Below are 21,399 nucleotides of genomic sequence, written 5' to 3'. Positions count from 1 at the left end.
TCCGAAGATTTCATCTAACTCCATTAATTATTTGGGACTTATGTCACAGCCCCTTTAAAGTAGTTTTATTCAATTATGCGAAGACCCGCCGAATACCAGCGATCACGTTCCGTTGACCGTTGACGATTGGCTGAACCATAACACATGGTGGCCAACTCTCAATAACCGTATTCGGGTCAATCAAGATGGCGACGTGCCAAATTGTCCGGGTGCCTGGAGCGTAGTAGAATACCAAGTCCCCGCGTTGCCGGTTATTCCAGCCAACGTTCATAAAGTGGGGGTCGGCGAAGAGCTGTTGTGAGTTCCACTCGTTACCAGGGTACCCATGGTGGGTAGAACTTGCCGAAGTTGGGTTAATACCACCCGCGTAAAGCGCCTGCATAACTAGGCCAGAACAGTCAACCCCGTAAGCCGGCATTGATGAACAACCAGCCCACCATGGCTTGCCCATGTACTTGTAGGCAACATCTATCATGGCATCAATCCGTTGTTGCCGAGTTGCTGCAGGATTGGTAAGGGTTGGCGAAATATAACTATCAATCCCGTACCATAAGTCGGCAGAATAGCCAAGAGCCTTCCAGGTGTTCAGGTCAACCCAACCGGTAGCTGGCAGGCCGTGACTACGTTGGAAGTTAGCAATGGCATAACCGTCACCATAAGTGTACTGGTTGTGAATGTTAGCGTCACCGAGCTTGCTCTTGATCAGGTAAGTCTTAACCCCTTCGTAGCCGGGGCCGATGTTGTGACCAACTTCGGCCGGGTTAGCTTGAATCTGGGTGTAGTTAATCTGATACATCCAGCCCGGGTTTTGGTAAACATTTAAAAGGCTGTTGCCAATGTAGTCTTGGCTGTCTTCAACATAGCCTTCACCATCGGCCCGGTTACTGTACCAGCTGATGATTTGGAAGGCGTCGTGAACGTCTGCCGGGTTAATGGTAAAGCTCGTGCTGAAGCGGGCCTGGTTAGACCCTAAGATGTTCCCGTATGCTTTTTGAATGTCCGGACTAGTAACATTGGTAACTTCTTTTCTGGTGATTTCACTCCCCTTCGTCCAGTCGTAAAGGAGGATGAAGTGGTGCTTATAAGCGTTGGCGTAATCATCCGCGTGCCAACCAGAAACGTTAATCGTCGTGCCGTTTTGGCTGAAGTTATCCAACCAAGCTTGGTTACCGTTCAGGTTGATCTGGTTACCGAACCAAATGTCACTACGGTCACCTTCACCATTGTTCTTGTCATTACTGTAACGGCTAATAACAACAAAACGGTGACCGACCATTGCCGGTGTAACGTTGAAGGTTACACCGGCAATGGTCAGCATTACTGATGTTGCCATAACCGTTTACAGCAACATCGTTACTTGCTGTAACGTTGACCTTCTGCCGACCAACTTCCCGGTTAGCAGTTTGGTCAAAGAGAATCAGGAAGTGGTTAGTGTCGAGGGTCGACCGTCCGTCTGCATGCCAGCCAGAAACAACAACCCGGTTTTGTTAATACCGTCAACATAGAAGTTATCAAGGTAGCCGGCCTTATTGTTATTCAGCCGGACAACGTTGTTAAGCCAGTAATCGGAATAGCGGCCGGCAGTATTAACATTTTGCAGGTCACTGTAACGACTAATCAAAACTAGGTCGTCATTGTTGAGCATGCTTGGGTTGATTGCAAAGCTGGCCGTAAAGCGGGCCTTGTTGGCGTTAGCAATCCGTGGATAAACTTTAGCAACGTCGTCACTGGCAACGTTCTTAACGACTTGACGGGCAATTTCCCGATTCTTAGTGCGGTCGAACAGGATTAGGTAGTGGGTACCTTCCTTGGCACTGGCGTCGTCTGCGTGCCAGCCAGCAACCGTAATTTGGTTACCCGTGGCTTTAAACTGATCAAGCCAGCCGGCCTTTGTCTGAATTTTTGGGAACCAGAAGTCAGCACCGCCATTGGGCTCACCATTCTTATCATTGGTGTAACGAGAAACCAGTTGCAGAGTGTTCGTGTTGAACAGTCGGCTTTCTGGAACCTTAACTGAAAAGCTACCTTTCCCGGAGATTGGGGCGTTAGGGTAAACCCTTTGGACGTCCGGACGGTCCTGTTCGTTAACCGTTGTCCGGTATAACTCGTGGTTATTACCGTCTAAGACGATTACAAAGTGGTTCATTCCCTGCTGGTACTGGTTAGTGGCGTGCCAACCAGTGAAGACAACGTTGTTTTGACCATCACTAGCCGCACCATCAAGGCAACCATTATTTACCGGTGTTCGATAGTCAACGTTACTTTGTTGGTTATTAGTGGCGTTGGTCGTAGTGGTGTTCGTTGCCGTAGCTGCTGCCTGGTCGGTTTGAACAGTAGCTGTTGTCTGTGGTTCAGCAACCGGTGTCGTCGTGTCAGCATGACCAGTCGTTGTAGCGGCCGTCAGTGCAACCAGTGGCGAAGACAGCAATTGCCATCGTGCACCAGTTTTTACCGGCTTTGAACAATTTGAAATGTTTTTTCTCTTCCATATATTTACTCCCCCGACATTGAGAATAATTAGGGATATGATCAGGACACGCCCTAGCTCATTTCCCATAACGGCTTTAGTTTACTCGCTTTTTGGTCATAAAAAAGTAGCGGGTGGAAAAAATTGCAGTTTTCCCACCCGCACTTTTTCAGTTTTCAAAGTAATCGCGGAAAAGGCAAAAGGCTGGTTGAGCATCAGAGCACGTTTCTGGTGTCATCCAGCCTACTTTTATCAAAAAGCCAAAATCGTTTGCCGACCCTTTAAGTCAGTCTTCCGTTGGTAGCTGTTCTTCCTGGTCTTCCCAAGCGTCTGACCAAGCCACCACCGGTTCACCATCATCATCAAACTTGGTGTCCGTCAGCTTATTCAAGATTGCTTCATAGTAGGGCTTACACAGGCGTAGGCTTTCGTTGACCAGTTCACCATGGCCCATAAAACTGTTTTGGTTGAGAATTTCGTTGATTGAACTCATTACTTCATTAGAAACCTTTGAACTCAAGATTTCCAGGCTGCCGGCCTTGTACTGACTGACGTAAAACCCAATAAAAGATCGCAGCGCATTTTCCTTAGCGTCACCGCTAAGTTCACTATAAGTTTGACTCACGTTACTCGTTCCCTTCATATCATAGTACTTCATTTTTACCATAACACAAAAGTGGTCAAATGGTTAATGCGACGACCGGGGACCCACACTACGGAGGTGGAGGGTCGAACCATCCTGGTCAACTTTAGCGTAAACTTCCTTCGTCGGATCCTCAGCCAGTTTTCCCAAGACAACCTCGCCGCTTTCGTCTTCATCCTGATGGATATCAACAATCTGGTCAGCCATGAAGCGTTGAAAGATTCTGCCAAGTTTTTGTCGTTCCTGCTCCTTTTGTACCGCCATTGCCAGTGTATAGCCCTGGTCCAGAAAGTACTTTATTGTGTATACTCGGAAAATAGTAAATAGCTTGAAGCGGTGGTTCTTATTTTTCTCATCCTGGCTGGACTTAATATAGCCCTTTCGTTCCCAATAACGGATCTGGCTAGTCGACACCCCCGTGACCTGGGCTAATTCGGTCATGGTGATTTGCAGCTTGTCGTCACTTAGCATCCGCCGAAACTGATCCTTTAACACGTATCTCTCCCTGCCTTTCCATATTTTCAGCTATATTTTATAAATAACTAGTTATCTTTGTCAAATTATTTGACAAAGATGTTGAACTATCCTATTATTAGTTCTCGTTAACATTTTTTGAGAAAAGAGGTTCTTTGATAGTGAATGATAAGGTTCAAATAACCACTGATATCAATGGTCAACCATATAATCGTTCATTGATGGTCTTGGTCTTATTAATTGGGGCCTTTTGTACCATCCTTAACCAGACGATTTTGTCAACGGCCTTTCCGGCATTAATGAAGGCCCTTGATATTAATACTTCTACCGTGCAGTGGTTGACAACTGGTTTCTTAATGGTCAACGGGATCATGATCCCAATTAGTGCCTACCTTAGTAGCCGGTTCAATACCAAGGGACTTTTTATTATTGCCATGACCGTCTTCGAGATTGGAACAATTCTCTCATGGTTAGCCCCTTCATTTGCGGCCATCTTAACCGGCCGGCTAATTCAGGCCGTGGGGGTCGGCATCAACATGCCCCTGATGCAAAATATTATGCTGACGATTTACCCACCAGAAAAGCGGGGTACCGCCATGGGAATCAACGGCCTGGTGATTAGCCTAGCCCCCGCAATTGGCCCAACCCTTTCCGGATGGGTAATTGATAACTACAGTTGGCGGTGGCTCTTCGGGATGATCGTGCCCATCGCCGCCCTCGTAATCATTGCTAGTTTTGTCCTGGTTAAAAACGTTATCCCTAACCGGCGGCCTAAGTTGGATTGGCTGTCCGTTATTATTTCGACCCTGGGCTTTGGAAGTATGCTCTACGGCTTCTCAAGTGTTGGTGACAAGGGATGGACTAACCCAGTTGTCCTGTCAACTATCGTGATTGGGGCCATCCTGGTTGTCTTCCTGGTTCTCCGCCAGAATAAGCTGGATGAACCCTTCCTGGAATTCAAGGTATTCAAGAGCGGTGAATTTACCCTAGCAACCATCCTGAGCTCAATTGTAATGATGGCAATGGTGGGGGTGGAACTGGTAATCCCCCTTTACCTGCAAATCATCCACGGCATGTCAGCCCTTCACTCCGGACTGACCCTCTTGTTTGGGGCCCTGTTTATGGGAATCATGAGCCCAATTACTGGGAACCTCTTTGACCGGCACGGAGCCAAGCGGCTGGCCGTCACCGGGATGTTTATCCTGACCGTTGGCACCCTTCCGTTTGCTTTCATTACCCGGGACACCCCGACAATCTACATCATCTTCCTGTACGCTGTCCGGATGTTCGGAATCTCCATGGTGATGATGCCTGTCACTACGGCTGGCATGAATTCACTGCCGTTTAACTTAATTTCACACGGGACCGCGGTTAACAACACCCTCCGTCAGGTCGCCACCTCGGTCGGGACCGCGATTATGATTTCGGTATTAACCAACGTAACCAAGAATAACCAGCCCGGGCACGCCCTATTAAAGGCCTCCCCACTTCAGTACAAGTCACAGATGTTTGACGCAACCTTAATGGGCTACCACGCTGCATTCTGGTTTGCAATCATCTTTTCAATCTTAGGGCTGATTTTAACCTTCTTCGTTACTAGCGGAAACGGTATCCACCTCCGGATTGATTCGGTAGATATGAAAGAAAGGGAGGAGAAATAACTTGATCATCATTATTATGTTCGCATCAGCGGTCGCGTTGTTTGCCTGCATCATGTTCATTAACCGGCGGCAAGTCCGCATCCCCCTTACAGTCCTAATGGGCATTATCTTTGTGGGTTCAACCGCCATGATGACCCTTAACTACAGCCACCATTTTGGGATGCACCAGGAAACGACCACTACCAAGAAGACCATTTATTCTGCATCCAATTCGGCACTTCCCCTGGCTCTCTACCAGCCAGTCGGCACAAGTGGCAAAGACGACGTCTACATTTACAACAGTAAGAAACGACAAAAGACGCCTGACCATACCCAGACCAACGAGTATACCCACAGCAAAATCAAGTGGACGAAGCGGTTAACACCCCGCCTGGTTACGACAGAAACGCGGTGGCGTTACAATAACGGTTTCTTCCGGATCATGTACATGGGAACGGGGATGGATGGGACCCTCGTCAAGCGGACCAACGTCCTGGAGTACCCCCAGGCCTATGTCAAAATTACCACTAAGCAGGCTAACCAGCTGAAGAAGCGGGCAGCTTCACCAGCCGCAAAGAAGGCCCAGACTACTGCTGAACAGGGCCGGTCAGCCATTGCCGCAAGGGTTCAACAGGCACTTGCTAAAAATCCTAAGATGTCCGCAAGTCAAATTCAACGCGTTACCCTCCAGGCTGAACAGGAGGTCCAGTCACAGGCAGTTAAGGTAATGCTCAAATAATAAATAAAGGGAGCGTGACAGAAGTCATTTATGACTTCGTTTTCACGCCCCCGCGAGCGCAAATAGGGCTCCAGAGTTCGGTTATACCGGACACTGGAGCCCATTTGCGTACCGCGCTGTTCGTATTTGAACTTGGTAAAAGTACTTATGTCACAGCCCCTTTATTTTATATCTCAAATTCACCCGGCAACGGTGAGGTAAACACCAATCGCTTCTGGCTAAACGGGTCGATAAACGCCAACTTACTGGCGTGGAGGAGCTGTGATTGGTACTTGCTCGTGTCCCCACCATACAGGGGGTCACCGACCAGGGGATGCCCGATTGCCGCAAAGTGTACCCGGATCTGGTGCGTCCGCCCGGTGTGCAGACGGGCCCGGACCCGGGAAAGGCCAGCCGCACTCTTTTCGACCCAGTACTCAGTGACCGCTGGTTGACCATCCACCGCAATTACCCGTTGGGCCTGCCCTTCCCGCCGGGCAATCGGCTTATCAATGGTCCCATGGTCCGTTTTAAAAGAACCCGTGACGATTGCCGTGTATTCCTTGAGCATCCGGTGCTGTTGAACCTGCTGGCTAATCATACTGGAGGCCACGTGGTGCTTGGCGACCAACATCAGCCCACCCGTATCACGGTCTAAACGGGTAATCAGGTGGGGCCGCTGGTCTGGTGACTGCTGGGCAAGCAGGTAGCCCGTTACCCGGTTCAGAACCGTGTCGTTATCGACGGTGGGACCCGGAATTGAAGTTACACCTGCCGGCTTGTCGACCACCAACCAATTATCGTCCTCGTAAACAACCTTGATTGGCGCATGGCTGACCTTGACTTGGGGGTCGGCCATCTCGGGGGCGACCTTAATGGTCAACGGTTGGTGGGGCAGAATCTTCGTCGTTGGCCGGACAATGCGGTGGTCCACGAGAAATTCACCCTGTCCCTTCTTGATATCGTTAAATAGGCGGTGCCCCATCCCCAGTGACTGTAAGAATTTCTTGATCTTTACTGGTTCCGTACCGTTGTAAACCCAACTTGCTTGCATTGCTTTTCTCCTTTTGTGCACAAAAAAAGTTGAGTGCAACGACTCAACTTCAATCATTATAAGCGGTCCGTACGAGACTCGAACTCGTGATCTCATCCGTGACAGGGATGCGTCCTAAACCAACTAGACCAACGGACCATTTGACAACAATTAAGAGTATACGAAACTTTTCCGTCCCCGTCAACTAAAATTTGGATTTTTCCCATAATTAATTTTTCAATAGCTTATAATGGTTATGTTAGTTTATTAATTTTGTTAGGGAATCGTGCTAATTAACCGCCGAAAGCGGTAATTGTGATTACACGTCCAAAGGAGATTATGATATGCAATCACTGGGCAACCACTTTATCACCTGGTGGGAAAAGTATTCGCGCTACGTCAAACTACTTTTCGTCACTTCGGTCCTCATATTTGTCATTCACGCCCTCGGCAGCTTTTTCAAAACGGTTGAATGGCACCAAGTCGGTGTGGGGCTGGCAAGTCTTTCCTGGACCAGCATTATTTTTCTGCTAATCACGGGCTGCATTGCCGTCGTCCCCATGCTGGGCTATGATTTTGCCATCGTCCACTTTCTGCCGGGAAAGTTTTCCCGTTCTTATATTATCCGCTGTGGCTGGATTACCAACACACTAACGAATATTGCCGGCTTCGGTGGGATCCTCGGGGCAACACTGCGGGCCTACTTTTACCGGAAGAGTGCCACCAAAAAGGATATCCTCCTGGCAATCTCGAAGATCGCCGTCTTCCTCCTGTCGGGACTCTCAATTCTCTGCTGGATTGCCCTGATCGTGATGTTTGGCTTCCACGACGGTGGCCACTTCAACCAGTACGCAATTTGGCTCGTTGGTGGTGGCCTCTACTTCCCGGTTGTCCTTTACTTTACCCTGGTTAATAATAACCGCCTCTTCAAGGAGGTCACCCCCAAGCTTGAAGCATTCATTGTCGGCAGCTCAACTCTAGAATGGCTCTTTGTTGCCCTCTTCTTCCTCCTCGTCGGCTGGTGTCTGGGAATCCGCAACAACCTGATCAACGTCTTACCCCTCTACGCCGTTGCCCAGGTAATTGGGGTTCTCTCAATGATTCCGGGAGCGCTGGGTTCATTCGACGTCATGATGGTCTTTGAGCTTTCCCTCTTGGGGGTCCCAAAGACAACCATCGTTATCTGGATCCTCCTTTTCCGGATCTTCTACTACATTGTCCCCCTCATCCTGGCGGGACTGCTCTTCATCCATAACCTGGCCCACCAGGTCAACAAATTCTTTGACGGCCTGCCGCTAATGATGCTCCGCAAGACCGCCTACTACCTGATTACAGCCTTCATGTACATCTCGGGAGTCCTGATGCTACTGACCGCCTCAATCCCGGACCTGACGGCAGAAAATAAGATTATTCAGCACCTGTATCCCTATACCTTTTTCTTTATTCACCAGCTATCCACCATCCTCTTCGCAATCGCCATGCTGGCGTGTGCCCGGGGACTTCAGGCGAAGGTTAAGCGGGCCTACTGGCCAACTTTGGCCCTCCTTTTAATTGGGATTGCCAACACCATTTGGAACCTCGGAACGATTAGTTTGACCATCTACCTAGTAATCGTCCTCCTTCTGGTCTTGATGTCCAAGCACGTTCTCTACCGGGAAAAGCTCCAGTATTCCCTTAGTAAGTTCGTCACCGACAGCCTGATTTTCGCTGGTAGCTGCATCCTCTACGTCATTGTGGGAGTCATCAATGCTCCCCAGTACGCTAGCAAGCACCGGGTACCCGCCTTTCTCTTCTTCCCTGGTGAACGGGTTTGGCTCTCCGGCCTCGTTGGTCTGGGCCTCGGTTTGGTCTTAATGCTTTTGGTCATCTGGTACTTCACGGCCAAGCGGGACCCCTTCAGTGCAGTCCAAAGCTTTAATGCCGACCGGGCCCGTCAGGTAATCAATACCTTCGGGGGAAACGAGACCAGCCACCTGGCCTTCCTGCGGGACAAGAACCTCTACTACTACCAAAAGAATGGGCAAGACCAGCTCTTCTTCATGTACCGGCGCAAGTATGACCGGCTCGTTGTGATGGGGGACCCCGTTGGTAACCAAGCGGTCCTCCGCGAGGCCATTCGCCAGTTTGTCCGGGAAGCGGATCGCTACGACTACGAGATCGTCTTCTACGAGGTTTCGAGCAAGCTTACCATGCTCCTCCACGAATTTGGCTTTGACTTTATTAAGACCGGTGAAAGCGGCCTCGTTACCCTGGCTGACTTTACCCTGGCCGGCAAAAAGCAGCGTTCACAGCGGGCCCTCATGCACAAGTTTGACCGGGAGGGTTACCAATTCTCGGTAATCACCCCGCCATTTAGCGACGACCAGCTGAAGGAACTGAAGGCCGTGTCCGACAGTTGGCTCGGTGAACAGGTCGAGAAGGGCTTCTCCCTTGGCTTCTTTGACCCCTACTACATCAATCAAGCCCCCGTCGGCACGGTGCGGGATAAGGACGGCAAACTGGTGGCCTTTGCGACCTTCATGCCGACCGGTGGAAAAGAGATTTTGACTATCGACCTGATGCGGCACAGCAAGGACGCCCCTTCCGGAATCATGGACAAAATTTTCATTAGCATGTACCAGTATGGTCAGAAAAACGGCTATACCTACTTTGACCTGGGGATGGCTCCCCTGTCGAACGTCGGTGAATACCAATTTAGTTTTCTGGAAGAAAAGATTGCCCACTTCATCTACGAGTATGGTTACCACCTCTACGGTTTCCAGGGCCTGCGACGCTATAAGGATAAATATGCATCACACTGGTCCTCGCGTTACATCGCTTACCGAAAGAAGAATTCGCTGGTTGCGAACATGCTGATCCTCGTCAGCGTTGTTAACCAACGGGTTGACCAGCAGCGGCGCCACCTCTTCATGTGGTGGGCTAACCATAATTAAATATTAATAAGGGCGATTGGATTGTAATCCCGTCGTCTTTAAGGTGCTGTCAAAGATGCTACAACACAGTAAGTAAAAAGGCCGTTAGTGTCCGGAAATCTTCGAACGCTAACGACCTTTTCATACTTTTAAAGGTTATTAATAACCTCAAATATCTATTTCTGTGTCATCAGGTAGTCATAAAGCATCTCGTGCTTGATCTGCTTGGTATCTAAGCCCAGCACCTCAGCAATCTGGTAGGCAAATGCCCATGCCGTTGCCGGGCCCCGACTTGTAATAATCTTATGACCCACATCGACCACGGTGATGTCTTCTTTAAAGTGGGCGTTTTTAGCAACTTGGCTAATCTGTTTTTCAAAACCAGGGAAGCAGGTATAATCACAGCCGTCAAGAAGACCGTACTTAGCGAGGGCCGTTGGGGCGGCACACATTGCCGCGTCCCACTTGCCGGCAGCGTTACGCTTTTGCATCAGGTCAGCCAGCTGCTGGTTAGCACCGAGCTTCTCGGCACCACCACGGCCGCCAGGGAAGGCAACGATATCATAGTCCAGCAGGTGGTCATCAAGGGTCGTATCGCAGGTCAGCTCAATTCCGTGGGCTCCCGGAACTTGCTTGTTTTCCAGGCCCACCATCGTGGTATCAACACCCATCCGGCGTAAAACATCGACGACACTCAATCCTTCAACTTCTTCACAACCGGGTGCAAAGACAACTGCTACTCTACTCACAAAAATCACCTCATGAATTTATTGATTAACAACTTTAACAACTTTTGCCATTACTTCCTCCGCCTCAGGAACCTGGTACAGGGGGTAGATGTGAAACAGACGCCGACCAACGTGATAATCAACAGGGATCCGGGCGTTTCGTAGTTTTTTAACCAGGGTGTTGACATCTGGATACATGATCTCTCGGGTTCCTACAAAGACAGTTACGTCCCGGAGCTGATCAATATCACCATATATGGGACTTACCCGAAAGTCACGGTGGTCAACGTTACCGGCCCAGAGGTTCCCAATCTTTCTCAGGCCCCAGCAGGCAAGGGTAACGTCCTTGTCCTCATATTTCTTAATCAATGGATTTTTTAAATCAAGGTCAAGCCATGGTGAAAATAGGATCAGGTGCCCTGGCTGAGGAAGGCCACGTTGGCCTAAGTATTCGCTAAAGCCCAGGGCCAACCCTGCACCAGCGGAATCTCCCATTAAGGTGATATCACTGGCCGGGGCACTTCCGTACAAGCGGGCATAGAGTTGGCCAATCTGCTGGTAGGCACAACGGACGGTGTTGTTAGGGGCCAAGGAATAGAGGGGAACAACCACCTTGGCGCCCGTTCGTTGGGCAAGACGGTTCAGGTATTCCCAGTGGGTCTTGTCTGGCTGTTGGATGTAGGCACCCCCGCACAGGTAAACAATGACCCGCTGATTACTTCCTTGTTCATTCAGGACGTAAATCGGCATCTCCGTCTGCACAAACTGCTGTACCCTAACCCCCATTGCGACGTCCGGCATCACGTAAGGCTCTTCGTTTTCCTTGGCGGCCGTCGTAAGCAGCTTATCAAAGGCCTGGGTATCCGATAATGAGTGTTTAAAGCCGCTGAGCTGAATGCCCATCTCTACAAAGGTGGACTTATTGGAACGGCTCTGCCCGCAACGGTGCAACTCTTTAATGCTGGATTCAAAGTTGTCCGCTACCCGGGTCGCAATCCCAGTACGAAATAGTTTTAATCGATCCATGCCCAGTTCTCCTTTATTTGTAAATTCCACCTTTATCGTAACACGCTTATCGATTCAATTTTGTTAAGATTTAATTTAGAATAATAGAGAAGGAAGTGTTCACATGTATCAAGAATCACTCTTTGCCCAGGGAAACCCCCAGGCGACCCCGCTGGCGAACCGTGTTCGGCCGACCAGTCTCGATGAGTTCGTTGGCCAGCAGCACCTGATTGGTCCCGGCAAGGTCTTGCGTGAATTAATTGATAACGACCAGCTCTCATCTTTGATCTTTTGGGGACCACCCGGCGTGGGCAAAACCACCCTCGCCCGAATCATTGCCCACCGGACGAAGGCCCACTTTATTACCTTCTCCGCGGTAACAAGCAGCATTAAAGACATCCGCAAGATTATGCAGGAAGCCGAGCAAAACCGCGAATACGGGGAACGGACGATTTGCTTCATTGATGAGATCCACCGTTTTAATAAGGCTCAGCAAGACGCCTTCCTTCCCTTCGTTGAGCGGGGGAGCATTATCCTGATTGGGGCCACCACCGAAAACCCATCATTTGAGATCAACTCCGCCCTCCTTAGTCGCTGCCGGGTCTTCGTCCTAAAGTCGCTAACAACAGCGGACATTGAAGAGGTCCTTAAGCGGGCCATCCACCACCCTGCCGGCTTTCCAGGCCTGCAAGTTGACTGCCAGCCGGACGCCATCCACTTGATTGCTCAGTTTGCTAATGGCGATGCCCGGGTGGCGTTAAACACCCTCGAAATGGCGGTATTAAATGGTCAGCGGGACAGCCAGAAGGTTACCATCACCGAAGATGACCTTAGCCAACTGATCAACACCCGATCACTCCGCTACGACAAGCATGATGAAGAGCACTACAACATCATTTCGGCCCTCCACAAGTCAATGCGCAACAGTGACGTTGATGCGGCAGTTTATTGGTGCTCACGGATGCTGGACGGTGGTGAAGATCCCCTATACATTGCCCGTCGGCTCGTCCGCTTCGCCAGCGAGGATATTGGCCTGGCAGATACCAACGCCCTAAACGTGGCTATCAACACCTTCTCCGCCTGTCAATTTTTGGGGATGCCCGAATGTGACGTCCACCTCACAGAATGTGTTATTTACCTGGCCTGCGCGCCGAAATCAAACGCCGTCTACACCGCTCGTCAGCGGGCGAAGAAGGTAATTAAAAAGACCGGTAACTTACCGGTCCCAATGCAGATTCGTAACGCTCCTACTAAGTTGATGGACAAGCTCGGCTACGGCAAAGGCTACCAGTATGCCCACGATAGTAAAGATAAATTAACAACCATGAAGACAATTCCACCAGAGATTGCTGATGAACACTTCTACCTGCCAACCGACCAGGGGCGCGAACCTCGTTTTAAAGCCCGGCTTGAACAAATTAAGCATTGGCACGAAAACCACCCTAGCAAATAAAAAGGATATGGTGCCTCACCCTAGTTGTGAGCATCATACCCTTTTTTTACTGCTTAAGAACGGTGTCGCAACGACAGTGGCACCACAATAATTAGTGAAATGACAATTAAAACAATCGCCGCAATGACAATGTTTCTGTAACCCAGGTAGAGAATCCGCCGCATTTCGGGAATCAACTCGCGCGGCAAACGACTCGCGGTCTCAGCATTTGATAATTTGTTTAGCATCTGCATCGTAATGTCACCATGGGCCATCCTAACACCTCTAAACAGTTCCTGGTTCAAGATTACCCCGTAAACCGCCGCCATAATGGTCTGGCTGAGGATCCGCAATAGGTAACCCAGGGAAGTGGCAATCGGCACATCCCGCAACTCAGCATCCGTTTGCACGCTAATCTGCAGGATGTTGAAAACAAGGCCAACCCCGAAGCCTTCAAAAGCACCCATCAAAAGAAGCATCCAGAACGGGGCGCCTTGACCGCAAACGAGGATACCGACAAAGGCAATGAAGATAGCGGCAGCCCCACAGGTTACCAGCCAGTACTTCCCCCACCGATCCTGGAGAAACGGCACCAATTCGGAACCAATAAAGTTAGTTACTGCGCCCGGGATCTGGGTCATCCCCCCAAGAAGAGCACTTAGGCCAAGAATCCCTTGGGCCCACATTGGAATGTAGGTAACAAAAGCGATGAAGGATCCCCAAATGATGATGAAGAGGAGGAAGTCAATCACCAGTTCCCGGTTCTTAAACAAGCGACTCGGAATAATTGGGTCCACTGCCCGGCTGTCAACGCGGACCATCCAGAAGAGCAGGGCCAGGCCAACTACAAAGAGGGTGCCAATCAACCAACCAGCTGCGCTCCCAATCAACTGCACCGCAACCAAAATAGTCACCAGGCTAACCACCAAGAGGGAAGCGCCTAGGTAGTCGAACGGTTTACCGGCCGCCTGCTTTTTAGGGCTCTTATAAAAGGTCCCTACCAGGGTAATCGCAACCAGGGCAATTGGGACATTGACATAAAAGACCCAGTGCCAGCTGAGGACATCAACAATCCACCCACCAAGTAGGGGCCCGATAATTGAAGCTGTCCCGAAACAGGCACTGGAAATACCCAGAACTTCTGCCCGCTTACGCAGGTTTTGGTAAATCTCTGCATAAACGATGAAGGGGATGGTGTTCATTCCCCCGGCACCGATTCCCATGACCGTCCGGGCAATGATAAACCATAGAATGTTGGGCGCGATTCCCTGAAAGACGGCCCCCACGAGGAAGAGCAGCGTGGCGGTGATGTACGCCCGCTTGTTCCCCTTGTGCTCACCCATCTTGCTCCACAGTGGGGTCGCCACGGCCATTCCCAATAGGAAAGTAGCTACAATCCAGCCCATGTATTGTAGGCCGTGCAAGTCGCTAGTGATGGCCGGCAGGGCAGTGTTGACGATTGTTGCATCCATCCCCGCCATGATATTGGAGAGGAGAAGCGCCCCCGTAACGAGTGTTCGTCGCTGATTTGCTTCCAAACGATTACCTCCTTTTTAACCAAAACAAAGGCTGGAAAGCAGTTTTCCAGCCTTTTCATACTAATTTTTTATTATAAACAAGCTAACGATAAAAGTATAATATTCCGGCTTACTTAGTGATAAAGTCAAGCAGCTTGAACATTACCTGCTTGTTTTCGTCTGGAACCCCATGGGCAATAATCTCCGCCGGCGTCTGGTGGAGGCCGTTATGGTCTAAGGGGTAGCCATTATCATTGACGGCCATTTCACGGACATTGTCAATCAAAGGTTCAAAGTGGAATTGCAAGCCAATAACGTTGTCACCCAGTAAAAAGCCCTGATTCTTTACCAAGTCACTACTGAAGATAAGCTGGGCCTGGTCTGGGACCGTAAACATTTCCTCATGCCAGTGTAGGGCAACCACCTTTTCTGGGATACCAGGAATGGCGTCACTTTGCCGGTAGACGGGTGCCCAACCGACTTCTTTATGGGGAGCCTTAGTGATTGGATAGCCTAATGTCTTAACAATCTGTTGGGCCCCGTAACAGGCCCCAAAGATTGGCTTATGCTGGTCCAGCAACTTCTGGATCAAAACCCGCTCCTGCTTGATCCAAGGGAGATCATCGTTAGGGCTCATGGGTCCGCCGAGAATAATCAGCAGGTCCGTTTCATCAGCCGTCGGGAGGTTACCAAACTGGTAAGGGTGGTAAACATAGAAATCATGGTAGTTAACGTGTGCCCAGTCCTGGATTGATCCCGGCCCTTCGTTAGGCGTGTGTTGCAAAACATTAACGCGCATCTGTTTTCCTTTCCATCGACGGCAAAGTTTGGTGTAGGTTTCGCCTGCAAATACCTAAGATAGACGCATTATAACACCGTCCATCACCCATTGACAACCAATACAAAAAGCAACTGACCACCAAAAATAATCAGTTGCTTTTAATAATCTTTCCTAGCTTTTGCCAGTCTTCCTCTACCGTGGACATCAGCCGCCGGGCGTACAGGACCGCGGCAGGATGGTACATGGGAACAAGCAGGTACTTTTTCTTCGTCCACTGGTAGCCCGTGTGGTCCGGGGTGGCCTGCTGAATGGGCTGGACAATTTTTTGCCCATGGAGGTCGCCAATGTTTGCGTGCGGGCCCAGCAAACGTTTCAAGGCAGTATTACCGAGCGGGACGATGATTTGCGGCTGAACCGTTGCCAGTTCCCAATCAAACAGTGGGGCAAAGGCCAGCACCTCCGCCTTGGTCGGGGTCCGGTTGGGCGTTTTCTCAACTACCTTACCAGTTTTTTTATCCCGGACCCGTTTGATTGAATATGGCCGCCGACGGACAACACTGGTGATATAGGTATTCGCCCGCGAATATCCGATTGAGGCTAAGAAGCGCATTAACTCCTGCCCTGAAGCACCAGAAAACGGGATGTTAACCTGCTCTTCATGGCGACCTGGGGCCTCACCGACGAGCATCAGGTCCGGGTGCATTGGCCCCTGCCCTGGTGTAAAGCCAGTAAGTTTCCGACCGGTTATCCGTTTGTCCGCCTCATCTAATAGTTCTTGGGGGTACTTAATTATCATTAAACCACCCCTAACCGTTATGACGCCACTTAACGTCGGTAAGGATCCGGGCCGTGATCAGACCGAGTGGCAAGAAGATGATAATCATCAGGGCCTTACTGAACCACAAAGCCCCCACACTGATAGAAGTTAAGCCAATGTTGTACATTGCCCGGTACATGTACAGCCCCGGAACCATGATGACGATCGATGGGACAGTGATTGAAATTTGTGGGTAGCGGACCTTCTTTTTAACCACCCAGGCAAGCAATCCGGCAATCACGGCACCGATGAAGGCGGCCGCCCCGGCGGGAATAACGGTTAAGTCAACCAGTTCTAAACGGGTGGTGTTGGCCACCGCCCCAATCAATCCAGCCAAAGCTGCCATCTTCGGGGTACTATTAAACATGATTGAAAAGCCAAAGACCCCGCAAAAACTGGCCGGCAGGCGCAGGAGCAAGTAGGCCAGCGGTGACAGGGCAATTGTTGGGAAGTTCTCGGGCCGCAAGTTTACCGCCATGGCGACTACCCAGCCAACCACGGTGGCCACAACCACGATCAGGGCCGCATAGGCCAAGCGTTCAAGGCCCGACCGCATGTCCAACTTAGAGAGGTCCAGACCACTGGTGATGAACGGGAATCCGGGGATGACAAAGAGCATTGCCCCGATGTAACCCGCTTCGTGGCGGGAGCTGACGTCAAAGCCCATCTGCAGGATGGTCAGTGAAAGCAGGTAGGACAAGCAGGCAACCGCCACGGCGACTCCAATCCCAGCAAACATTGTAATGTGACGATCACTCATCTTCCGCCGGACATAGTTACCTAGTCCCGCGCCAATGAAGCTGCAAAGCATTTCAACCGGGCCCCCACCGAGGAGGAAAACGAAGGCACTGCAGGCAAGCGCCGCTGCTAAACCGACTTGCCATGGAGCGTAGTTGCCCTTGGAGTGGGCAATGTTTTCCAAGCGGGCGTGAATGTCGCCGATTGTCATCGAATCCCCGTGAGTATCAAAGTCCCGAATAAACTGTTCCATGTGGGAGAGCTTCGTCGTATTGACCCCCGTTGTCGGTAGTGAAAGGGCCTGGGTGTAACTGTGGTGGGCATCCATACAGGTATACTCAAGGGAAACCAGACCAATATCAACCGAACAGGTCATCTTTAACTTCCGCGCAACAATGTTCATCGAGTCACGAACTCGCCACGCTCCGGTCCCGTAAGAGAGCATCATCAAGCCAATTCGGCCCACAATAGCTGCCCGCTCGATCAGGTTTGCTTCACTGGCCGGCGTAAAGTTATCATTCGTAAAGAAGTCATGCCACGGAATAGCCATGTGGTGCTTATTCGATAGATGAGGCGTTGGCTGAAATTTACCTGACAGCAATTCGTCGTCATTACTCATTACAATTTTCCTCCGCAAAATGTCACGTAATAATGTCAATCTAATTTCACAATTACCATTATACGTCCCCTGTCAACATTGCTTAGAAAATCACTTAATCCCCTTCAATTCCTCTACAAAAGCGGCCTCGTCGGGGGTCAAAACATAGCCCTCACGGGTGGCAACCGAGATTGTGAATTTTTCCGGAAGCGGGTCCTTAATCGCAATGGAGACAATCCCGGGTTCGTTTTGCAGGGCATCCTTGGCCATCAGGCTGATTCCGAGGTCCTGGCGGACAAGTTCCTTTACCCAGGAGATGTCGGGAACCTGGTAGTCACCCATCTGGGGATTGATTCCAGCATATGCGCAGTATGCTTGCAAGGCAGCATGGTGGACATACTGCTGATCATAATTGATGAAGTACTCGTTGGCCAGCTCCTTAAAGAAGACCGCCTTACGCTTAGCGAGGGGGTTCTGGTCACTGACAATGATGTTATAGGGCCGGGTCGTGATCAGGCTGGCAAAGATTCCTGGCTGGTTGATCAGGTGGTTGGACCCTAAAACAGCAATGTCAATCTTCCCCTCTTGCAGGCGGTTCAGTAGTTCGTGGGACCCGACTGATACAATTTTCAACCGCTGCATGATGTTTCCCGGAGTCTGCTGGACAATCTTTGAGATGTACATTTTACCGATGATGGGCGGGAGGCCGAAGCGAATCTGCCGCTGGTTGGCCCGGCTGATTTCCTGGTGCATTAACGAAATCTTCTTATTGATTACCTTGGCGTTTTCAAACAGCATCATCCCACTCCGGGTAACCATCTCATCCCGGTGGACTTTGTCTTTGCGAATGAGTTTCGTGTTAAATTCACGCTCCAGCCGCTGGATTGACTGGGTGATCGTCGGTTGTGACACCTTAAAGTGCTTTGCTACCTGGGTGTAATTCTTGTATTTCACCAGGGCCACAAAATATTGGAGGTCACGGGTATTCATGGTTCTCATCCCCTTTAAGTTAAATACTACGCTAAAACCGTCAAAAAGGAAAAGCTTATGATAAGACGAACTGGTACGATTCGCTATATAATAGTAGGTAAGGTAATAAAGGAGGAGAAGTGCTCATGGGTCTTTCAAAAGCAATCAGTTCTTATTTTGACCAACTTATTTACGCCATTGGTAACTACCACTACAACTGGCACCCCGCAATTGAGTTACTACTGGTGATTCAAGGACAGGTAATTGTCAACGTTGACGGCCACCAGTACCAGCTTGCCCCGGCTGACATGATCCTCATCAACGCCAACCAGGGCCACGCTACTCTGGCTGCCCACCCCAACACCTTAGCCATTCGGACCCACATCCAGCCCACCTTCTTTCAAGAACAAGGGATTCAACTGAACACCGGAAAATTCAATTTAAACGGTGCCCTGAACCGCCACCACCACAGCTACCCGGCCCTGCGCCGGGCGGTTGCCCAGCTCTACTTCGCAAAGAACCCCTTTGAAAAAAATAGTGCCTGCTTCCGCCTGACCAGCTTACTGTACGAGAACTTCTTTACTCCTACGGACCGCGCCCAGGCGCCCAAGCAACGTAACGTTTACTTTGCCCAGGTGGCTAAAGATATTCAAAGGGACTACCAACGCCCGCTCAGCCTGGACATGCTGGCAAAGAAGTACGGGTATTCAAAGCCCTACTTCTCAAAGCTGTTCAAGCAGCATTTTGGAATCGGCTTCTACGAGTTTCTGACCCGGGAACGGCTCCAGCACGCCTCCAGCGAACTCAATCAACGGCACGAAAAGATTAGTACCGTGGCCCTAAATAACGGCTTCACCGAGGTCAAGTCCTTCAACCTAGCCTTTAAGAAACACTTTGGCATTACCCCGTCCGCCTACCAGGAAAAGTATTCGCCCAAGGTGACCGCCGTGGACGCCCACTTCCAACAGGAAATCAGTCACCAGCAACTCGCGTGTGCCCGCCAGTGCCTCAAGAACTTCTGCTACCCCCAGAATGCGGCACGGCTTCTTGAAAACGACTGTCAAAACTGCGTCTATAAGAAAGATGGCCTCCGTTATCGCTTGCTCAAGAAAGAACTTGTTAAACTGCTCGATGATAAGAATTAGGATACCAACAATTTAACATTCTCCATCGCAATTTATAAATTAAAAGGACTGTCATGACGACCACTAGGCCAGTCTTGACAGTCCTTTTTTATATTCGGGAGGAATGCTAATGATAATTTTAACGGTTACGAGCAGCCCCTTTTTCGCAAAAAAGTGCTTAAAAATGACATAGAAAGTTTGCGTTTTAAATCACATAATAATTACAGAATCTAAAGGAGGAATGATCCGATGAAGTACGACTATACTGAACCAACCCTTAGTACTAAGGGTGCTAAACTGCGCGACCTGTTAGTCAAATACCTTGATATTTTTAGTCACCGTTTACCAGATGACGTTTCTAAGAAGTTAGTTGAATTCTCTAAAATTGAAGTTGACCCCCTGCAAAAGTTAGTTTACGACACAATGATGGAAAACCAGCGTTTAGCCGCTGAAGCCGACGTGCCAAGCTGTCAAGATACTGGGACATTACAATTCTTCGTTAAGATTGGGACCAATTTCCCATTGATCGATGAACTGAACGAAATCCTCGTTGACGCTACCTACCGGGCTACCCAAATTGCTCCACTGCGAACCAACGCGGTCCAAACCTTTGACGAATACAACACCAACATTAACATTGGTGACGGTATTCCAGGAATCTTTACCCAATTGATGCCGCACAGCTCCGACATTGAGATTTACCCTTACATGGCCGGTGGTGGCTGTACCCTGCCCGGTGTTGCCAAGGTCTTAATGCCTGGTGAAGGTTACGAAGGGGTTACCCGCTTCGTCATGGACCGGATGACCACATACGGTGTTAACGCCTGCCCACCACTCCTCGTCGGTGTTGGGATTGCAACCTCTGTTGAAACCGCGGCAATGAACTCCAAGCTCGCCCTGCTGCGGCGGGTTGACTCCTACAACTCAAACAAGCGGGCTGCTAAGATGGAGCACCTCCTTGAAGACGGGATCAACGCAATTGGCCTTGGCCCTCAAGGATTTGGTGGTAAGAAGTCTGTCATGGGTGTTAACATCATTAACACTGCCCGGCACCCATCAGTTATCGGGGTTGGGGTCAGCACCGGTTGCTGGTCTCACCGTCGGGGCCTGATTAAACTCGACCAAGATCTTAACTACGAATTACCAATGAACAAGGGGGTTGAATTATAAAATGAAGACTTATCATTTGACTACACCAATTTCCGCTGACGATATCAAGGACATCCGGATTGGGGACATTGTTTACCTGACCGGGACCATGGTAACCGCACGTGACGACGCCCACCGCCGGGTTGTAAAGGAAGGACTCAAACTGCCCGTTGACATCAAGGACAAGGCAATCCTTCACGCCGGCCCAATCATTAAGTACCTGCCAGACAACAAGTATAAGATGGTTGCCGTTGGCCCAACTACCAGTATGCGGATGGAAATGTTTGAAGAAGAATTTGTCCACAAAACCGGTGTCCGCTTGATTATTGGTAAGGGTAGCATGGGCCCTGGTACGGCTCGGGCCTGCAAGAATGACAAGGCTCTGCAATTAGTTTACCCTGCTGGGAACGCCGTTTACGCTGCCAAGCACGTGGAAAAGATCGTTGACGCCCAGTGGACTGACCTGGGGATGCCAGAAACCCTCTGGGTATGCAAGGTCAAGGACTTTGGCCCACTGGTTGTAACGATTGATACCAATGGTGACAACTTCTTCGACGCCAAGAAGGCCGAATTCAACAAGCGTAAGGAAGAACAAATTAAGAAGATCAGCGAACAGGTTCAATTTATCCAATAATTAAAACTTACTGTCAACAT

At 50.0% G+C, this 21,399-nt stretch carries 20 protein-coding genes and 1 tRNA gene; 7 read left to right on the top strand and 14 right to left on the bottom strand.

Going from position 1 to position 21,399, the window contains the following annotated elements; all coding sequences use genetic code 11:
• Nucleotides 1-73: 73 nt before the first annotated feature.
• The 5 genes from FD32_RS09800 to FD32_RS04650 all read right to left on the bottom strand — a co-directional run bounded on the left by FD32_RS09800 (nucleotide 74) and on the right by FD32_RS04650 (nucleotide 3,581).
• Nucleotides 74-1,333: a C40 family peptidase gene (locus FD32_RS09800; protein WP_235803761.1), complete on the bottom strand. Its 1,260-nt coding sequence runs from the start codon at nucleotides 1,331-1,333 to the stop codon at nucleotides 74-76.
• Between the two features lie 84 nt (nucleotides 1,334-1,417).
• On the bottom strand, nucleotides 1,418-2,428 hold the full coding sequence (locus tag FD32_RS09795) for a hypothetical protein (protein WP_082126044.1): 1,011 nt from the start codon (nucleotides 2,426-2,428) through the stop codon (nucleotides 1,418-1,420).
• Nucleotides 2,373-2,489, bottom strand: coding sequence for a KxYKxGKxW signal peptide domain-containing protein (locus FD32_RS10235; RefSeq protein ID WP_082126045.1), 117 nt, complete (start codon nucleotides 2,487-2,489; stop codon nucleotides 2,373-2,375). Before FD32_RS10235 ends, FD32_RS09795 begins: the two co-directional genes overlap by 56 nt.
• Nucleotides 2,490-2,753: 264 nt before the next feature.
• On the bottom strand, nucleotides 2,754-3,125 hold the full coding sequence (locus FD32_RS04655) for a DUF3368 domain-containing protein (RefSeq protein ID WP_235803760.1): 372 nt from the start codon (nucleotides 3,123-3,125) through the stop codon (nucleotides 2,754-2,756).
• A 30-nt stretch (nucleotides 3,126-3,155) separates the two neighbouring features.
• Nucleotides 3,156-3,581 (bottom strand): MerR family transcriptional regulator, encoded by a 426-nt coding sequence (locus FD32_RS04650; protein ID WP_047768318.1) that lies wholly within the window; start codon nucleotides 3,579-3,581, stop codon nucleotides 3,156-3,158.
• Between the two features lie 224 nt (nucleotides 3,582-3,805).
• Here FD32_RS04650 and FD32_RS04645 point away from each other — a divergent pair, with 224 nt between their 5' ends.
• Both FD32_RS04645 and FD32_RS04640 read left to right on the top strand, forming a co-directional pair.
• Nucleotides 3,806-5,245 (top strand): MDR family MFS transporter, encoded by a 1,440-nt coding sequence (locus FD32_RS04645; RefSeq protein WP_047768320.1) that lies wholly within the window; start codon nucleotides 3,806-3,808, stop codon nucleotides 5,243-5,245.
• Between the two features lies 1 nt (nucleotide 5,246).
• Nucleotides 5,247-5,963 carry a DUF4811 domain-containing protein gene (locus FD32_RS04640; protein WP_047768176.1) on the top strand — a complete coding sequence of 239 codons (717 nt, stop codon included), beginning with the start codon at nucleotides 5,247-5,249 and terminating at the stop codon, nucleotides 5,961-5,963.
• A gap of 166 nt (nucleotides 5,964-6,129) precedes the next feature.
• Here FD32_RS04640 and FD32_RS04635 read toward each other — a convergent pair whose 3' ends face one another.
• Nucleotides 6,130-6,996 carry an RluA family pseudouridine synthase gene (locus FD32_RS04635; RefSeq protein WP_047768178.1) on the bottom strand — a complete coding sequence of 289 codons (867 nt, stop codon included), beginning with the start codon at nucleotides 6,994-6,996 and terminating at the stop codon, nucleotides 6,130-6,132.
• Nucleotides 6,997-7,059: 63 nt separating this feature from the next.
• A tRNA-Asp gene (locus FD32_RS04630) sits at nucleotides 7,060-7,134 on the bottom strand.
• 185 nt (nucleotides 7,135-7,319) lie between these two features.
• Here FD32_RS04630 and mprF point away from each other — a divergent pair.
• Nucleotides 7,320-9,908, top strand: coding sequence for a bifunctional lysylphosphatidylglycerol flippase/synthetase MprF (gene mprF / locus FD32_RS04625; RefSeq protein WP_047768180.1), 2,589 nt, complete (start codon nucleotides 7,320-7,322; stop codon nucleotides 9,906-9,908).
• Between the two features lie 155 nt (nucleotides 9,909-10,063).
• Here mprF and FD32_RS04620 read toward each other — a convergent pair whose 3' ends face one another.
• On the bottom strand, nucleotides 10,064-10,636 hold the full coding sequence (locus FD32_RS04620; RefSeq protein WP_047768182.1) for a DJ-1 family glyoxalase III: 573 nt from the start codon (nucleotides 10,634-10,636) through the stop codon (nucleotides 10,064-10,066).
• Between the two features lie 18 nt (nucleotides 10,637-10,654).
• Nucleotides 10,655-11,641, bottom strand: a complete 987-nt coding sequence (locus tag FD32_RS04615; protein WP_047768184.1) for an alpha/beta hydrolase — start codon at nucleotides 11,639-11,641, stop codon at nucleotides 10,655-10,657.
• A gap of 103 nt (nucleotides 11,642-11,744) precedes the next feature.
• On the opposite strand from FD32_RS04615, the gene FD32_RS04610 reads away from it, so the two are divergent.
• The gene (locus FD32_RS04610) at nucleotides 11,745-13,073 is read left to right on the top strand and encodes a replication-associated recombination protein A (protein ID WP_047768186.1); all 1,329 of its coding nucleotides are present in this window, start codon (nucleotides 11,745-11,747) and stop codon (nucleotides 13,071-13,073) included.
• A 53-nt stretch (nucleotides 13,074-13,126) separates the two neighbouring features.
• Here FD32_RS04610 and FD32_RS04605 read toward each other — a convergent pair whose 3' ends face one another.
• The 5 genes from FD32_RS04605 to FD32_RS04585 all read right to left on the bottom strand — a co-directional run bounded on the left by FD32_RS04605 (nucleotide 13,127) and on the right by FD32_RS04585 (nucleotide 18,493).
• Nucleotides 13,127-14,590 (bottom strand): MFS transporter, encoded by a 1,464-nt coding sequence (locus FD32_RS04605; protein WP_047768188.1) that lies wholly within the window; start codon nucleotides 14,588-14,590, stop codon nucleotides 13,127-13,129.
• 109 nt (nucleotides 14,591-14,699) lie between these two features.
• The gene (locus FD32_RS04600) at nucleotides 14,700-15,368 is read right to left on the bottom strand and encodes a type 1 glutamine amidotransferase (protein WP_047768190.1); all 669 of its coding nucleotides are present in this window, start codon (nucleotides 15,366-15,368) and stop codon (nucleotides 14,700-14,702) included.
• A 130-nt stretch (nucleotides 15,369-15,498) separates the two neighbouring features.
• Nucleotides 15,499-16,146, bottom strand: coding sequence for a uracil-DNA glycosylase (locus FD32_RS04595; protein WP_082611619.1), 648 nt, complete (start codon nucleotides 16,144-16,146; stop codon nucleotides 15,499-15,501).
• A gap of 10 nt (nucleotides 16,147-16,156) precedes the next feature.
• Nucleotides 16,157-17,524 (bottom strand): threonine/serine exporter family protein, encoded by a 1,368-nt coding sequence (locus tag FD32_RS04590; RefSeq protein ID WP_047768192.1) that lies wholly within the window; start codon nucleotides 17,522-17,524, stop codon nucleotides 16,157-16,159.
• A 90-nt stretch (nucleotides 17,525-17,614) separates the two neighbouring features.
• A complete protein-coding gene (locus FD32_RS04585) occupies nucleotides 17,615-18,493 on the bottom strand; it encodes a LysR family transcriptional regulator (protein WP_047768194.1) in 879 nt (292 codons plus the stop codon).
• Between the two features lie 125 nt (nucleotides 18,494-18,618).
• On the opposite strand from FD32_RS04585, the gene FD32_RS04580 reads away from it, so the two are divergent.
• The 3 genes from FD32_RS04580 (at nucleotide 18,619) to ttdB (ending at nucleotide 21,379) form a co-directional block, all read left to right on the top strand.
• Nucleotides 18,619-19,617 carry an AraC family transcriptional regulator gene (locus tag FD32_RS04580; RefSeq protein WP_047768196.1) on the top strand — a complete coding sequence of 333 codons (999 nt, stop codon included), beginning with the start codon at nucleotides 18,619-18,621 and terminating at the stop codon, nucleotides 19,615-19,617.
• A gap of 228 nt (nucleotides 19,618-19,845) precedes the next feature.
• Entirely contained in the window at nucleotides 19,846-20,766 is a 921-nt protein-coding gene (gene ttdA, locus FD32_RS04575; protein ID WP_047768198.1) for a L(+)-tartrate dehydratase subunit alpha, read from the top strand.
• Between the two features lies 1 nt (nucleotide 20,767).
• Nucleotides 20,768-21,379, top strand: coding sequence for a L(+)-tartrate dehydratase subunit beta (ttdB, locus tag FD32_RS04570; RefSeq protein WP_047768200.1), 612 nt, complete (start codon nucleotides 20,768-20,770; stop codon nucleotides 21,377-21,379).
• The last annotated feature ends 20 nt before the right edge of the window (nucleotides 21,380-21,399 follow it).

The organism is Limosilactobacillus panis DSM 6035 (genome assembly GCF_001435935.1).
Classification (GTDB): domain Bacteria; phylum Bacillota; class Bacilli; order Lactobacillales; family Lactobacillaceae; genus Limosilactobacillus; species Limosilactobacillus panis.
This window is presented reverse-complemented; position numbering and strand designations above follow the sequence as displayed.